The organism is Streptomyces sp. NPDC017095, assembly GCF_044332325.1.
GTDB lineage: Bacteria > Actinomycetota > Actinomycetes > Streptomycetales > Streptomycetaceae > Streptomyces.
In genome coordinates, this window is record NZ_JBIROU010000011.1 from 68226 (window position 1) to 83032 (window position 14807).

Here is a 14807-nt window from a genome sequence, read left to right on the forward strand (position 1 = left end):
CCGCCGGTTCACAGGCACCCTTTAGGGGTCTTTTACCGGTCTCCGTGCCAGACTCTTCTTTCGCTATGGACATATCCGGGACCCAGCTCAGAGCCGTGCGCGCGGCGCTGTTCACGGCCTTCGTCGTGACGCTCGGCACCGCGTCGCACGTGCTGCTGTCCCGTGTTCCGCTGCCGGCGGCGACCGTGGGCGCGGTCGCCGCCGGGGTGTTCGTCACGGCGTACGCGCTGGCGGGCCGCGAGCGGGGCTTCGGCCGGATCGCGGCCCTGCTGGTCCCGCTGGAGCTGGCCGCCGACACGGTGTTCACCACCGGCCAGCACGCCTGCTACGGCCGGGCGGGCGGCCCGGTCGCCGGTCCGCTGCGCGCGGTCGGCCTGGACGTGCTGTGCGAGGGCCCGGTGGGCGGCCCGCTGGCCCGGATGGCCGGCGGTCCGGAGCGGACCGGCGCGCTGCTGGCGCAGGCCGGCCCGGCCGCGGCCTGGCTGCTGCTGGCCGCGCACCTGTGCGTGGGGCTGCTGGCCGCCGCCTGGCTGCGCCGGGGCGAGCGGGCGCTGGGCCAGTTGCTGCGCGCGGTCGCCGCCACCACCTTCCGGCCGCTGCTGCTGGCGGTGGCCGCGGTCGCCGTACGGCCGCTGCCGGCCCGCCGGCCGGCCCGCCCGGCCCCGCCCCGCGCGGCGGGCCCCGACCGGCTCCTCGTGCACTCCCTGGGACGGCGTGGACCGCCGTGCTCACCGGCCTCCGCCTGAGCACGACCAGTCCCCCACACGTATCCCGCGTACGACCTGTGCGCGTCCCACATGGAGATCAGACATGAGCAAGCGGAACAGCCAGTCGGCCAAGACGGCGGCCCGGGAGCGGCTGCGCCAGGAGCGCGAGCGGCAGGCCCAGCGCGCCAAGGTCAGGCGGCAGCTCACCGTGGCCGGCGCGGTCGTGGCCGTCCTGGCCGCAGCCGGCGGCATCGGCTACGCGGTCGTCCAGGCCAACAAGCCCAGCTACTGGGAGGGCCAGAAAGACGCCAAGGTCACCGCCCCGGCCAACACGACGGGTGCTGACGGCACAACCGTCGTCATCGGCAAGGAGACCGCCAAGAAGACCCTGAAGATCTACGAGGACCCTCGCTGCCCGGTCTGCGCCTCGTTCGAGCAAGCGGTCGGCCCCACGGTCAAGAAGGACCTCGACGCCGGCAAGTTCAAGATCCAGTACATCGGCGGCACTTTCCTCGACGGCGACACGCTGGGCAAGGGCAAGATCGGCTCGCGCGGCGAGGGGTCGAAGAACGCCCTGAGCGCCCTGGGTGCCGCGCTCAATGTCAGTCCCGAAGCCTTCCTCGACTACAAGAGCGCGCTCTACTCCGCGAAGTACCACCCGAACGAGACCGACGACAAACTCAAGAGCGACGACTACCTCATCAAGGTGGCGGACACCATTCCGGCACTGAAGAACAACGCGAAGTTCCAGAATGCCGTAAAAAACGGCACGTACGACGCCTGGGCCCTGGCCATGTCGAAGAGCTTCGACACCAACAAGGACGGCGTCACCGGCACCCCGAGCCTGGTCATGGACGGAAAGAAGCTCACGGCCGACAGCCAGGGCAACGCCCCCATGACGGTGACTGATTTCAACCGCGTACTGAGCACCGCGCTCAAGGGATAAGCCGTCTGAAACACCCGCTGCCGGAAGCGCGGAGCGGTTCGCCGCCTGGCGGTGGAGTGGCCACAGCGCCTCCCCACCGCCAGGCGTCTTCGCTTCCGCGCAGCGGACCGCTCGGTCGACGCCTGTCCGCAGTGAATCCGACAGCGCCATCCCCTCATCGTCAGCCGTCGGCGACTCATCATCATGGCGCGTTTACACGTTGTCACTCCGATCGCTCTGACCTGCGGTAGTTCCACGGCGGCGGGGAATTCGCACCCTCCCTGCCGTGCAACACGAAAGAGACCCGAGGGGAACAATGAGGATCGACACAGCGGCACGGCGCGTTTTAGCCGGAGCGGCTTTCACCGCGGCAGCCTTAGCCCTTGGCACGGCCCCCGCCTTCGCCGGAAGTAATGCACACGGCTACTCCTACTTGGAAGACTGCTCACCTTTAGGGTGTGCCGAAGTCCGTCTCGCAGAAGGCTGGTTCATAGCCGACGGGGACGACTGGAAGGTTTGCGACTTGGAAGCCGATGGCGACCGCGCCATGGTTGCGGTCTATTGGGAGGACTCCGGCGGAAGCCATTACCACCGTCTCGCCGCCACCCGCGGCGCCCACACCTGTGAGTCCGGTGGGCAAGGCGTGGACATACCGGAGAACAAGAAAGTGACCTTGCTGGTCTGGCACCAGGATGGTGCCGATGGCTCGCCGAAGGACGAGAAGAGGTACTCCGGCACCGCGTGACGGAAGCCTGGGCGGTCTGACGGCGCGTCGGCGGGTGACGATCAGCCGGACGGCGGGCGAACTTTCGTCAGTTCGTCCGCCTGGGTGGGTACCGGTCAGTAACCTGATCGACCGTGACCAGTCGATACAGATCAGCCGGGGCCGCTCCGGACCCCGGCCCGCTCGCGCCCCGTCGCCGTACGGTCGTCAAGGCCGCCGCGGCGGCCGCCGTCCTGGCCGGCCCGCTGGCCGCCGCGCGGCCGGCCCGCGCCGCCACGGGCGTTCCCGCCTTCCTGCACGGTGTCGCCTCCGGCGACCCGCTGCCCGACGGCGTCCTGCTGTGGACCCGGGTGACCCCCGTCCCGGAGGCGATACCGGGTTCCGGGCTCGGCCCGGACACCGAGGTCGGCTGGGTCGTCGCCCGGGACAGGGCGCTGACGGACGTCGTCGCCCGGGGCACCACCACCGCGACGGCCGCCTCCGACCACACCGTCAAGGCCGACATCCGGGGCCTGGCCCCGGCCACGGACTACTGGTTCCGCTTCTCCGCGGGCGGCACCGACTCCCCGGTGGCGCGCACCCGCACCGCGCCGGCGGCGGACGCGGCCGTGACCGGCCTGCGCTTCGGCGTGGTGTCCTGCGCCAACTGGGAGGCGGGCCGCTTCGCCGCCTACCGCCACCTCGCCAACCGCGGCGACCTGGACGCCTGGCTGCACCTCGGCGACTACATCTACGAGTACAAGTCCGGCGAGTACGGCACCCGGGGCACGGTCGTGCGCCCGCACGCCCCGGCGGGCGAGATCCTCACCCTCGCCGACTACCGGCTGCGGCACGCGACGTACAAGACCGACCCCGACCTCCAGGCCCTGCACCTGGCGGCGCCGGTCATCGCGATCTGGGACGACCACGAGTTCGCCGACAACGCCTGGGCGGGCGGCGCGGCCAACCACACCGAGGGCGCCGAGGGCACCTGGGCGGCCCGTCAGGCCGCCGCCAAGCAGGCCTACTTCGAGTGGATGCCGGTCCGCCCGGCCGTCGCCGGCACCACCTACCGGCGGCTGCGCTTCGGCAGACTGGCCGACCTGTCCCTGCTGGACCTGCGCTCGTTCCGCTCCCAGCAGGCGGCCACGGCGAACGGCTCGGTGGACGACCCGGACCGCACCCTCACCGGCCGGGCCCAGCTCGACTGGCTGAAGACCGGCCTGCAAGCCTCCGACACCACCTGGCGGCTGGTCGGCAACTCGGTGATGATCTCGCCGTTCGCCATCGGCTCGCTCACCGCCGACCTGCTCAAGCCGCTGGCGAAGCTGCTCGGCCTGCCGCAGGAGGGCCTCGCCCTCAACACCGACCAGTGGGACGGCTACACCGACGACCGCCGCGAACTGCTGGCCCACCTGCGCGCCCACGGCATCCGCAACACCGTCTTCCTGACCGGTGACATCCACATGGCGTGGGCCAACGACGTGCCGGTGGACGCGGGCACCTATCCGCTGTCGGCGTCGGCGGCCACCGAGTTCGTGGTGACCTCGGTCACCTCCGACAACCTGGACGACATGGTGAAGGTGCCCGAGGGCACGGTCTCCGCGGTCGCCGCACCGGTGATCAAGGCCGCCAACCGGCACGTCCACTGGGTGGACACGGACCGGCACGGCTACGGCGTGCTCGACCTGACCGCCGAGCGCGCGCAGATGGACTTCTACGTCATCTCCGACCGCGCCGACGCGCACGCCACCGCCGGCTGGGCGCGTTCCTACCGCACCCGCAGCGGCACCCAGCGGATCGAGCGGACGTACGACCCGGTGTAGCCGCTCAGCCGAGCGTGCCGAGGAAGCCGAGCGCCACCCGCCAGGTGGCCTCGGCGGCCTCGGCGTCGTAGTCCGGCAGGCCGGGGTCGGTGTAGAGGTGACCGGCCCCGGCGTAGCGGTAGACCTCCACGTCGGCGCCCGCCCGGCCCATCTGGAGGTACCAGGCGCTCAGCCAGTCGTCCGTCTCGAACGGGTCAGGCTCGGCCACGTGCAGCTGCACCGGCAGCTCGTCCACCCGCGCGTTCGGCGCGATGTCCGACGTGCCGTGCAGGAGCAGCAGGCCGCGCGCCTTGTCGTCGCCGAGGGCCAGGGTCTGGGCGACGGACGCGCCGAGCGAGAACCCGGCGTACACCAGCCCGCGGTCGGAGTACGGCGCCGCCGCCAGCACGGCCCGCTTCAGCAGTTCGTCCTTGCCGGTCCGCTCCTTGAACTCCATGCCGTCCTCGACGGTGTCGAACGTGTGCCCCTCGAAGAGGTCCGGCGTCCACACCTCGTGGCCCGCCGCGCGCAGCCGTTCCGCGGCCTCGCGCACCGCCGGCCGGAGCCCGTAGGTCGAGTGAAAGAGCATGATGTTCATGAGGCCATGGTGCCAGCCGGGCCGGCCGGAGCCGTAGCGCGGCCGTACCCACGTGCGCCGGGAAGACACATGTTCATGCCCGCCGAAGCCGGTTACGTTCGGAGACATGGAGACCGTACTCCGACCCGTGATCGTAGTCGGCGGCTCCGTGTTCCTGACCGTTCTCATCGGCTGGGCCACGGACGTACTGCTGCGCAAGGCAGACGAACGCCGCACCGACACCCCGCTGTGGGACCTGCTGCGGCGGGGCCGCGTGCCGTACCAGCTCGTGCTGTGCGCCGCCCTGCTCAGAGGCTCCTACGACCAGGCCGACCTGCTCCAGGAACACCGGACCGGGGTGGGCCGGACGCTGACCCTGGTGCTGATCGGGGCGGCGGCCTGGCTGGTGATCCGCATCGCGTCGGCCGTGGTGGAATCGACGTACGCCCGGTACGCGCGCGCCCACCACGACCCGGCCCGGGTGCGCCGGGTGCGCACCCAGGTGACGCTGATCATGCGGGTGGTGGCGGCGGTCGTCGGCGTGGTCGCGGTGGCGGCGATGCTGCTGACGTTCCCGGCGATGCGCGCGGCCGGCGCGTCCCTGCTGGCCTCCGCCGGCGTCCTCGGCATCGTGGCCGGTGTCGCCGCCCAGTCCACGCTGGCCAACATGTTCGCCGGGCTCCAGATCGCCTTCGGCGACATGGTCCGCATCGGCGACACGGTGGTGGTGGACGGCGAGTGGGGCACGGTCGAGGAGATCACCCTGACCTTCCTGGCGGTGCGGACCTGGGACGAGCGCCGGATCACCATGCCCGTCTCGTACTTCACCTCCAAGCCGTTCGAGAACTGGTCCCGCGGGACCCCGCAGATGACCGGCATCGTCTACTGGCACCTCGACCACAGCGCGCCGCTGGAGGCGATGCGCGAGAAGCTGCGGGACATCCTGCGCCACTGCCCGGCGTGGGACGGCCGCGCCTGCAACCTCCAGGTGACGGACACCACACCGAGCACCATCCAGGTGCGGGCGCTGGTGACGGCGAAGGACGCGGACGACATCTGGACGATCCGGGTCGCGGTCCGCGAGCAGATGATCAGCTGGCTGGCCACCGAACACCCCTACGCGCTGCCCCGGGTGAACACCGCCGACTCGGTGCTCCCGCCGCACCACGTCCCCTCCCCCGACCGCATCGCGCTGCGCAGGGCGTACGACTTCCCGCGCACCGGCCGCGGCTGACCGCCGGCGCCCCGGCACCGGCGGTCAGCGGTCAGCGGTCAGCGCAGACTGCGTACGTCGAGGTGGCGGAGCACCCGGTCGACGATCTCCGGGTCCGCGCCGGGCTCGCTGCGCGCGGCCAGCACCTCGTGGCGCGCGGCGCTCAGCATCTCGTTCTGGATGCGCCGCACCCGCTTGATCCGCTTGGCCCGCTGGTACTGCGCCTCCCGGCGCTCCTCCTCGCCCATGTCCGGGCTGATCCGGATGCCGATGTCGAAGGCGCGCCGCAGCATCTGCTCGGACAGTTCCTCGGGCAGCTCCTCCACCTGTTCGATCTCGCGCAGCCGGCGCTTCGCCGCCTTCGCGGCCCGCACCGCCAGCTCCTTCTCGAACTCCTTCTCCCGCTCGGAGTCGGCCCGCACCCCGAGCCGCTTCACCAGCCAGGGCAGGGTCAGCCCCTGCACCACCAGGGTGGCGACGATCACCCCGAAGGCGATGAAGATGATCTCGTCCCGGTCGGGGAACGGGGCGCCGGCGCCGGTGCGCAGCGGCACGGCCAGCGCCAGCGCCACCGAGGCCACGCCGCGCATCCCGGACCACCACATGACGACGGTCTCCCGCCAGCTCACCGGGATCTCCTCGTCGTAGTCCCGGCGGGCGTGCAGCCGTTTGGTGAGCCAGGTCGCCGGCAGCAGCCACAGCAGCCGTACGACGACCACCACGCCGACGACGGCCGCCGCCCAGCCGAGCATCTCGCCCCACCGGCCCTGGGCCGTGCGGATGGCGTTGTGCAGTTCCAGTCCGATGAGCCCGAAGGCGACGCCGGTGACGAGGGTGTCGATGATGTCCCAGAAGGTATGCCCGGCGAGCCGGGTCATCACGTCGTCGGCGTCGGTGGCGTACTCGGCGAGGAAGAGCGCCGTGGTGAGCACGGCGAGCACCCCGGAGCCGTGCAGTTTCTCGGCGAGCACATAGGCGGCGTACGGCACCAGCAGGGTCATGCCGATCTGGAGCGTCGGATCGCCCAGCAGGTCCATCAGCCTGTTCGCGCCCCAGCCCAGCACCAGTCCCACGGCCACCGCGACGACGGCGGACAGCACCAGGTCGAGTCCGGCCTGCCAGGGCGAGAACGCGCCGCTGACGGCGGCGGCGATCGCCACGTGGTAGAGCACGATGGCCGTGACGTCGTTGAAGAGCCCCTCGCCCTCCAGGATCGACACCAGCCGGCGCGGCAGTCCCAGCTGTCCGGCGACGCTGGTCGCGGCGACCGGGTCGGGCGGGGCGATCAGGGCGCCGAGGGCGACGGCGGCGGCCATCGGCAGTCCGGGCACGATCGCGTGGGCGACGAAGGCCACGCACACCATCGTCACGAACACCAGCGCCACGGCCAGCAGGAGGATCGGGCGGACGTTGGCCGCGAACTGCCGCCAGGAGGTCCGGCGGACGGCGGCGTAGAGCAGCGGCGGCAGCAGTCCGGGGAGGATCAGTTCGGGCGGGATGTCGACGTTCGGCACGAAGTCGGCCACCGCCAGGACCCCGCCGAACACGGTCATCAGCACCGGCGCCGGCAGCCCCAGCCGGTCCCCGACCGGGACGCTCACCAGGGCCCCGAGCAGCAGTACGAACAACAGAGCCAGCTGGTCCACGGATGGCGCTCCGGGTTTCGACGATCACACGGCGGACCTCCAGTCTGCCATCGCGACCTGCGGATTCGGCACGGGCGGCTTGGTGCGGCCCGCGTGTTCGCATACACTGCACGCCCTACCCGGGAGGCAGGCGGCGGCACGGCGGCCAACGCCCTTTCCGGCACGCGTATTTGACGCGTTGTCAGCCCTCGGCGGACTTCCGGGGAGTCCGTCGCTCCGGCCGTCGCCGCCGGCACCCACCTGGAGGTCACCATGGACATCGAACTCTCCGACCTTCTCGCGTCGTTGCGGTCCGAGATCGAGACCGCCCGTGCCGAGGCCGACGGCAAGGACGTCCGGTTCCGCATCGAGTCCGTCGACCTGGAGCTGCACGTCGCCGTCGAGAAGACGAAGCAGGGCAAGGGCGGCGTGAAGTTCTGGGTGGTCTCCGGCGACTTCACCGGTGGGTCGAAGAACACCCGCACCCATGTGGTCAAGCTGCGGCTGTCCCCCGAGACCTACGACGCGCAGGGCACGCCGGCCACGGTCCTCACCGGCGACGACGTCTCCGACCTGATCGGCTAGGGCGGGCATGGGGGCCGGGATCGACCACGGGGCACGCGTCGCGGAGATCCTCGTACAGCGGGGGGAGAACGCCGAGTACGGCTCGGGTTTCCTGATCAGCAGGCGTCTGGTGCTCACGGCCCGCCATCTGCTGCGGCCGCTGGCGGACGGGCCGGGCACCGTCGACGTCCTGCTCGGCGGCGCGGCGCTCCGGCTCCCCGCGGACGTGGCCTGGACGTCCCCGGCACAGGACCTGGCGCTCCTCAGGCTGCGCGAGCCCGTGCCGGACGTGCCGCTGGTCCGCTTCGGCCGCCTGCCCTCGGGCCCGGGCTCGGTGGAGGTGCAGGCCATCGGTTTCCCCCGGTTCGCCCGCCGTCCGGAGCTGCCGGGGCTGGCCGGGCGGGACAGCTTCGCGCCCGGGGGCGTGCTGCGCCTCGGCTCCCATCTGAAGTCCGGTCTGCTGGACATCGCGATCACCCACGCGCCCCGCTTCCCGTCCCCGGCCGGCGAGGTGTGGAAGGGCATGTCCGGTGCCGCCTTCTTCACCAAGGAGGGCAACTACCTCGTCGGCGTGCAGCACCAGTGCCGGACCGCCGCGGGGAGCAACACCGTCGAGGCCGAGCCGGTCAGCCGCGCGCTGGAGGACCCCGGCTTCCGGGAGGTGCTGATCGGCGAGGGCGTCCGGGCGACCAAGCTGAAGCCCACCGACGTGCTGCGGGCCGAGAGCGAGGACCCGCTGCCCGCGGTGGTCGACCAGGACGACCTGCTCGCCGGCCTGACCGGCTTCAAGAAGAACCTCATCTCCGACCACCTGCCGTTCGTCTCCCCCGGGGCCGGGCACGACGCCGACCCGCACCGGATCATGCGCCGCATCCTGGAGGGCGAGGACGACGGGCTGCTGCTCGTCGGCGCCGCCGGCACCGGCAAGACCCGCACCTCCATCGAGGTGGGCCGGGTGGCCCACGAGGCCGGCTGGCGGGTGCTGCACGTCCGGCCCGGCGGCTCGGCGTCCCTGGTCGACGACATCGCCAAGGCGGTCCTGGGCGGCTCCCAGGACGTTTTGGTCGTCGTGGACTACCTGAACCTGTTCATCACCGACAAGGACGGCGAGTCACCGCTCGACCTGGAGGCGGTCAAGGGCCGGCTGCTGCCCGACGCCGCGAAGGAGGGCGTCGCGGTGGTGTTCCTGGCCTCGGTGCGGCCGGGCTGGCTCCAGCAGCACCGAGGCCGGCTGCGGTCCTTCTTCGGCGAGGTGCACCTGCGCCAGGACGAGGAGTTCCTGGCGCAGGTCGCCGACCAGGGCCTGCGGCGCCTGGCCGGGACGGCGGTGGCCGCCTACGGCCTGGAGCAGATGCGGCGGCTGTGCGGGCACCGGCCCATCCTCACCCTGCTGATCGCCTCCGAGATGGAACGCCGTGTGGTGCGCGGTCTGGGCCCGCCGCATATCGCGGGCATGCGCGAGGGCGGCGAGCTGGCCAAGTGGCTGCACTCCCGGCTGCACGAGGACGCCCTCACCGTGCCCGCCCCCCGCTCGCCCCTGGACGGCGTGCACGCCTCCGACGACCTGGTGGCCGCCGCGGCCGCCGCGGCGGCCTGCCCCCAGCCGGAGGCCGAGGTCCGGGAGGCGGCCCGCGCCGCGCTCACCGCGACGCCCAGCGGCGCCGGCCGGGCCGACACCGTCGTCGACGCCCTGCTCGGCCTCGGCTGGCTGGAGGGCGAGGGCGGGCACCTGGAGGTGGCCCACGACATCGTCTGCGACCAGCTGACCGACTCGGTGATCCGTCCCGACGGCACCCGGGTCGACCGGCCGCGCACCCACGACCTGCTGTCCGGCTGTTTCACCGAGGCCCGCACCATCGGCCGGTACGCGACGAACCTCGCCCGGCTCCTCGACGACCTCGCGCAGCGGTCCCGGGACGCGGAGGCCCGCGAGGTGCTGGCGGACTGGTTCGCCGGGAACGCGCCCGCCATCGGCGACGTCATGCAGCGCGACCCCGACGTCGGCGGCTACGCGCTGGGCGCGATCTGCTCGGGGCCGCCCTGGGCCGGCGCCCTGGTACGGCACTGGCAGGCGATCGTCGACCCCTGGCTGGAGGAGTACGGCGACACCGTCAACGCCCGGCACGTGCTGCGCCGCGGCCTCAGACACCTGCCGACCGACGCCGCCCGGCGGCTGGTGCCCACCGCGCTGCGCTGGCTGGAGCTGCACAGCCGGCGCCGCGAGGGCGGCTTCGTGCTGGCCATCCTGCTCGAACGCGACGAGGTAGCCACCAGCTTCCTGCCAGAGGTCCTGCAGACCACCGTGGTCTGGCTGGCCGACAACTCCACCCTCGTCGAGGCGAGCCACCTGCTCGCCAGGATGCTGGCCCGCCGGGACCTGACCCGGCACCAGGAGCAGCGGGTCGTCGCCGCCGCGCTGCGCTGGCTCGGCCGGTACAAGACCAGGCGCGAGGCCACGTACGTCCTCGCCCCGCTCCTGGAGCACCCGGCGCTGCGCGTGGACGCGCGCCGGGCCGTGCGGACCGCCGAGCTGTGGCTCGGCGAGTACGGCACCGCACCCGACGCCTGCCATGTGCTCGCCCGGCTGCTCTCCCGCGACGACCTCACCCCGGAGATGCGGCGGACGGTCTTCCGGCGGGCCGGGGAGTGGCTCGCCGCGCACGGCCGCCTCCAGGAGGCCAGCCACGTGGTGAGCAGGCTGCTCTCCCGCGGCGACCTGACCGGCACCGAGCTGCGCGACGCCGTGCGGGCCGCCCTGGCCTGGACCCGGGACCAGCCGGTCGAGTCCAACTGGACCTACGTCCTCGAAGTGCTGCTCAGGCGCCAGGACCTGACCGACGGCGAACGCGAGAGCGCCGTCCGGCTCGCCGACGCGTGGCTGGCGCGGCACGCCGAGGACCCGGCCGCGGACTTCTTCATCCGCGCTGTGCTGGAACGGCCCGACCTGACGCACGAGGTGATCCGGCGGACGGTGGCCCACGCCGGCGCGTGGCTGGCGGTGCACGCCCTGGAGCACACCGCGGACCGCCTCCTGAACTTCCTGCTCGCCTACGACGGCCTGACCGCGGACGAGCGGGCCCTGGCCAACCGGTACGCCGAGCGGCGGCTCGCGGGCCGGCCGGACGACGAGGACAACAGCTACGCCCTGGTCACCCTGCTGGGGCAGCAGCGCGACATCTCCGCCGAGGAGGCCGCCGGCCATGTGGCGGCCGCGCTCGACTGGCTCGCCGCCCACGGCACCAGCCCGGCGGCCAGCCACGTCCTGCGCGCCCTGCTGGACCGGCAGTTCCTGGCCTACGACGCGCTGACCCGGTCGGCCGCCGCGGCCCTGGCCTGGATCGACCGCCACCCGTCCGAGGGCGGCACCGGCTATGTGCTCGGCGCGCTCCTGACCCGGCACGACCTGCCCGCGGAGTTCGTCCCGGCCACCCTCGGCCGGGCGCTGGCCTGGCTGGAGCGGCACGGCGGCGAGCACGTGGCGGGCATCGTCCTGTTCCATCTGCTGCTCCGGCGGGACCTGGACGGACCGCGGCTGCGGCGCGTCTTCGCCCACTCGCTGCCGTGGCCCGACCTCCATCCGGCCGACGTGCCGCTGTCGGGCCGCGTCCTCGGCAGCCTGCTCTTCCGCGGCGACCTGGAACCGGACGAGGCCGAGCGTGCCGTCTCCCGGGCCCTGCCCTGGGTGCGCGAACACGTCGGGAACCACTGGGCGGAGCGCCCGGTGCGGGCCCTGCTGCGCCGCGCGGAGCTGACCGGGACCGACCGGCGGGAGGCGGTCGAACTCGCCGTCGTCTGGGCGCACACCCACCGCGAGCACCCGGTGGCGGCCAACGTCCTCATCGAACTGCTGGGCCGGACGGACCTCGACGACGCCCAGCGCGCCCGGGTCGAGGCGGCCGGCTCGGACTGGGCGGCGGCCAACCCCGCCAGCCCGAGGAACGCCGCCGTGCACGCGGCGAAGATCAAGGCGGCCACGGCCGCGGGCGCCGCGCACTCGATCGCCGAGGCGCTGGCCCAGCTCGCCCCGGACAGCGGCGAGCTGCCCCCGTTCGACCTGTTCCGGGCCCTGCTGAGCCGGCGGCAGCTCACCCAGGAGGCGTTCGAGTCGATCGTCACCGTCGTGCTGGACTGGGCCGACGCCCACCCGGACAGCCTGGACGGCGCCTGGCACCTCGGCCTGCTGCTCAGCAGGCACCGGCTCACCGGCGCCGTCCTGGACCGGGCCGTCGCCACCGCGGACCGCTGGCTCGGCCGGCACGGCGCGCTGCCGCAGGCCAGCTCGGTGCTGGCCGGTCTGCTCGACCGGACGGACCTCGGCGAGGAGCGGCTCGGCACGGCGCTGGCGCACACCGAACGCTGGCTCGGCCGGCACGCCGCCCTGAGCGACGCGCAGTACGTGCTCAGGAAGCTGCTCGCCCGCACCGATCTCGCCCCGGCCGAGGGGCACGAGGTGCTGCGCACCACCTTCGCCTGGCTCCGGCTGCACGGCACCGGCGAGCAGGCGGCGCTGGTCCTGGGCCCGCTGAACGCCTCACCGTGGCCGGGGGCGCGGGAGACCGCCCTGCTGGTCGGGCACGCGCTGGTCTGGGTGGACGCCGGGTGGACCGGGCGTGACGTGCAGTACGTGCTGGAACCGCTGCTGGAGCGCCCCGACCTCACCCCGGCCCAGCTGACGGACGTCGCCCGGCGCGCCCTGCGCTGGAGCGACCGCAACCTCGGGGAGATCGGCGCGCCCAGGCTGCTGAAGGCCGTCCTGGCCCGCCCGGAGATCCCCGCCGAGGTCTCGGCCGCCTCGGTCGACCTCGCCTACGACTGGGTGGGCGCCCGCGCCACCGACTTCGACGCCTGCTTCTTCCTCGACGCCCTGCTCCGGGTGCGCGATCTGCCGGCCGACCGGCTCACCGCCCTGGTGGACCGGTCCTTCGACTGGCTGGGCCGGCACATGCCGCAGTTCAAGTCCCGGCTGGTGCTGCGGTCCCTGCTCGCGGTGGAACGGCTCTCGGTGGACCAGGCGCGGCAGACCAGGGACTACACGCTGCGGTGGCTCGGCGTGTACCAGGACCACCTGGTCCCGGGCTCCACGAGGAACGGATACGGGCGGGAGCTGGCCGATCTGCTGCTCGCGCGCGCCGACACGGACCCGGAGACGGCCGAACAGGCCCGGCGCTTCTCGTCGCAGCTCGACCCGGCGGGGTGAGCGCGGGCGGTGCGGGTCCGGCGGCGGGCCGGTGTCCGCCGCGCTACAGGGCCCGGCGCATCGCGCGGTGCGGTATGCCGGCGTCCAGGAACTCCGGGCCGTACGCCGTGTAGCCCAGGCGTTCGTAGAACCCCAGGGCCCGGGTCTGCGCGTGCAGGTCCACCGCCGCCAGGCCGCGCGCGCGGGCCGCGTCCTCGATGGCGCGCACCAGGGCCGCGCCGACGCCGAGGCCGCGGGCCGTCCGGGAGACGGCGAGCCGGCCCAGCGAGCCGGCCGTCGGGTCGCCGCCGGTCCTGGGGGCCGCCGCCTCGCCGTGGAGCAGCCGCCCGGTGCCCAGCGGCACCCCGTCCTCGCGGACCGCCAGCACGTGCACGGCCACCGCGTCGTCATCGTCGTACTCGAGGTCCTCCGCGACGCCCTGCTCGACCACGAAGACCTCCTTGCGGACCGCGAAGCACGCCTCGCGGTCGGCGGGGTCCTCCGCCAGGCGGACGGTGTAGGCCGGGCTCACGCCCAGCTCTCCTCGCGGACCTGCTCCAGGGCCTTCCGGAGGTCCTCGGGATAGTCACTCGCGAACTCCACCCAGGCGCCGTCGCCGGGGTGCTCGAAGCCGAGGCGCACCGCGTGCAGCCACTGGCGGGTCAGGTGCAGCCGCTTGGCGAGGGTCGGGTCGGCGCCGTAGGTGAGGTCGCCGACGCACGGGTGGCGGTGGGCGGCCATGTGGACGCGGATCTGGTGGGTGCGGCCCGTCTCCAGCTTCACGTCCAGCAGGGAGGCGGCGCGGAAGGCCTCGACGAGGTCGTAGTGGGTGACGGAGGGCTTTCCTTCGGCCGTGACCGCCCACTTGTAGTCGTGCTGCGGGTGGCGGCCGATCGGGGCGTCGATCGTGCCGCTGGTCGGGTCCGGGTGGCCCTGGACCAGCGTGTGGTAGCGCTTGTCGACCGTGCGCTCCTTGAACTGGCGCTTGAGCGAGGTGTACGCGCGCTCCGACTTGGCGACGACCATCAGGCCCGAGGTGCCGACGTCCAGGCGGTGCACGATGCCCTGGCGCTCGGCGGCGCCGGAGGTGGAGATCCGGTACCCGGCGGCGGCGAGACCGCCGATAACGGTCGGCCCCGACCAGCCCGGCGACGGGTGCGCGGCCACACCGACCGGCTTGACGATCACGACCACGTCGTCGTCGTCGTGGACGATCTCCATGCCCTCGACCGGCTCGGCGACCACCTGGACGGGTGCGGGCGCCTGCGGCATCTCGACTTCGAGCCAGGCGCCGCCGCGCACCCGCTCGGACTTGCCGACCACCGCGCCGTCGACCTGGACCTTGCCGGCCGCGGCCAGCTCCGCCGCCTTCGTGCGGGAGAAGCCGAACATGCGGGAGATGGCGGCGTCGACACGCTCGCCCTCCAGGCCGTCGGGCACGGGCAGGGTTCGGATCTCGGGAATCGTGCTCACCCGTCGAGTATGCAGGACGGGCCGGACGCCTCCGCACGA

11 protein-coding genes are annotated in these 14807 nt (G+C 73.1%); 7 read left to right on the top strand and 4 right to left on the bottom strand.

What is annotated here, in order from left to right; translation table 11 throughout:
• Positions 1-65 precede the first annotated feature (65 nt).
• The 4 genes from ACH4OA_RS22680 to ACH4OA_RS22695 all read left to right on the top strand — a co-directional run bounded on the left by ACH4OA_RS22680 (position 66) and on the right by ACH4OA_RS22695 (position 4161).
• Positions 66-746 carry a hypothetical protein gene (locus tag ACH4OA_RS22680; RefSeq protein ID WP_397940638.1) on the top strand — a complete coding sequence of 227 codons (681 nt, stop codon included), beginning with the start codon at positions 66-68 and terminating at the stop codon, positions 744-746.
• 64 nt (positions 747-810) lie between these two features.
• Positions 811-1653 (top strand): thioredoxin domain-containing protein, encoded by an 843-nt coding sequence (locus ACH4OA_RS22685; RefSeq protein ID WP_397940636.1) that lies wholly within the window; start codon positions 811-813, stop codon positions 1651-1653.
• A 295-nt stretch (positions 1654-1948) separates the two neighbouring features.
• Positions 1949-2377 (top strand): hypothetical protein, encoded by a 429-nt coding sequence (locus ACH4OA_RS22690; protein WP_397970444.1) that lies wholly within the window; start codon positions 1949-1951, stop codon positions 2375-2377.
• Positions 2378-2490: 113 nt separating this feature from the next.
• Complete coding sequence (locus ACH4OA_RS22695; protein ID WP_397970446.1) at positions 2491-4161, top strand: alkaline phosphatase D family protein; 1671 nt, start codon at positions 2491-2493, stop codon at positions 4159-4161.
• 4 nt (positions 4162-4165) lie between these two features.
• Here the strand turns inward: ACH4OA_RS22695 and ACH4OA_RS22700 are convergent, their stop codons facing one another.
• Positions 4166-4738 (bottom strand): dienelactone hydrolase family protein, encoded by a 573-nt coding sequence (locus ACH4OA_RS22700; RefSeq protein ID WP_397970448.1) that lies wholly within the window; start codon positions 4736-4738, stop codon positions 4166-4168.
• A gap of 106 nt (positions 4739-4844) precedes the next feature.
• Here ACH4OA_RS22700 and ACH4OA_RS22705 point away from each other — a divergent pair, with 106 nt between their 5' ends.
• The gene (locus ACH4OA_RS22705) at positions 4845-5951 is read left to right on the top strand and encodes a mechanosensitive ion channel family protein (protein WP_397945751.1); all 1107 of its coding nucleotides are present in this window, start codon (positions 4845-4847) and stop codon (positions 5949-5951) included.
• A gap of 38 nt (positions 5952-5989) precedes the next feature.
• Here ACH4OA_RS22705 and ACH4OA_RS22710 read toward each other — a convergent pair whose 3' ends face one another.
• Positions 5990-7576: a Na+/H+ antiporter gene (locus tag ACH4OA_RS22710; RefSeq protein ID WP_365872369.1), complete on the bottom strand. Its 1587-nt coding sequence runs from the start codon at positions 7574-7576 to the stop codon at positions 5990-5992.
• Positions 7577-7828: 252 nt separating this feature from the next.
• Between ACH4OA_RS22710 and ACH4OA_RS22715 the strand changes: the two genes are divergently transcribed.
• Both ACH4OA_RS22715 and ACH4OA_RS22720 read left to right on the top strand, forming a co-directional pair.
• Positions 7829-8140 carry a trypco2 family protein gene (locus tag ACH4OA_RS22715; protein WP_365872371.1) on the top strand — a complete coding sequence of 104 codons (312 nt, stop codon included), beginning with the start codon at positions 7829-7831 and terminating at the stop codon, positions 8138-8140.
• 7 nt (positions 8141-8147) lie between these two features.
• A complete protein-coding gene (locus ACH4OA_RS22720) occupies positions 8148-13316 on the top strand; it encodes a trypsin-like peptidase domain-containing protein (protein ID WP_397970450.1) in 5169 nt (1722 codons plus the stop codon).
• Positions 13317-13359: 43 nt separating this feature from the next.
• Here the strand turns inward: ACH4OA_RS22720 and ACH4OA_RS22725 are convergent, their stop codons facing one another.
• Entirely contained in the window at positions 13360-13827 is a 468-nt protein-coding gene (locus ACH4OA_RS22725) for a GNAT family N-acetyltransferase (RefSeq protein ID WP_397945749.1), read from the bottom strand.
• Entirely contained in the window at positions 13824-14768 is a 945-nt protein-coding gene (locus ACH4OA_RS22730) for an RluA family pseudouridine synthase (protein ID WP_397940623.1), read from the bottom strand. Before ACH4OA_RS22730 ends, ACH4OA_RS22725 begins: the two co-directional genes overlap by 4 nt.
• Positions 14769-14807: the final 39 nt, after the last annotated feature.